We start from the raw sequence: 258 nt of genomic DNA on the forward strand, positions 1-258 counted from the left end.
AACCCCAAGCATCCACAGAAACAGAAAACAACCAAACCAACCTAAACCAAGAAAACTAATCAACTCATGAAAAAGGTAATAAACATAAACTTCCAGGGCAGGGTGATTCCCATTGAGGAATCTGCCTACGACGTACTGAAGCAGTATGTAGAAAGCCTCCGCCGTTTCTTCGCCAATGAAGAAGGAAGAGATGAAATCATCAATGATATTGAAGGCCGTATTGCTGAGCTCTTTGGTGAAACACTTAAAAAAGGTAGC

At 41.5% G+C, this 258-nt stretch carries 1 protein-coding gene; it reads left to right on the forward strand.

All coding sequences use genetic code 11. The features are described from left to right. Positions 1-66: 66 nt before the first annotated feature. The coding region (locus tag CWC16_RS19785) for a hypothetical protein (RefSeq protein ID WP_212747482.1) at positions 67-258 on the forward strand (192 nt) is incomplete at its 3' end.

This window comes from Pseudoalteromonas sp. S3776 (assembly GCF_005886915.1).
Taxonomy (GTDB): Bacteria; Pseudomonadota; Gammaproteobacteria; order Enterobacterales; family Alteromonadaceae; genus Pseudoalteromonas.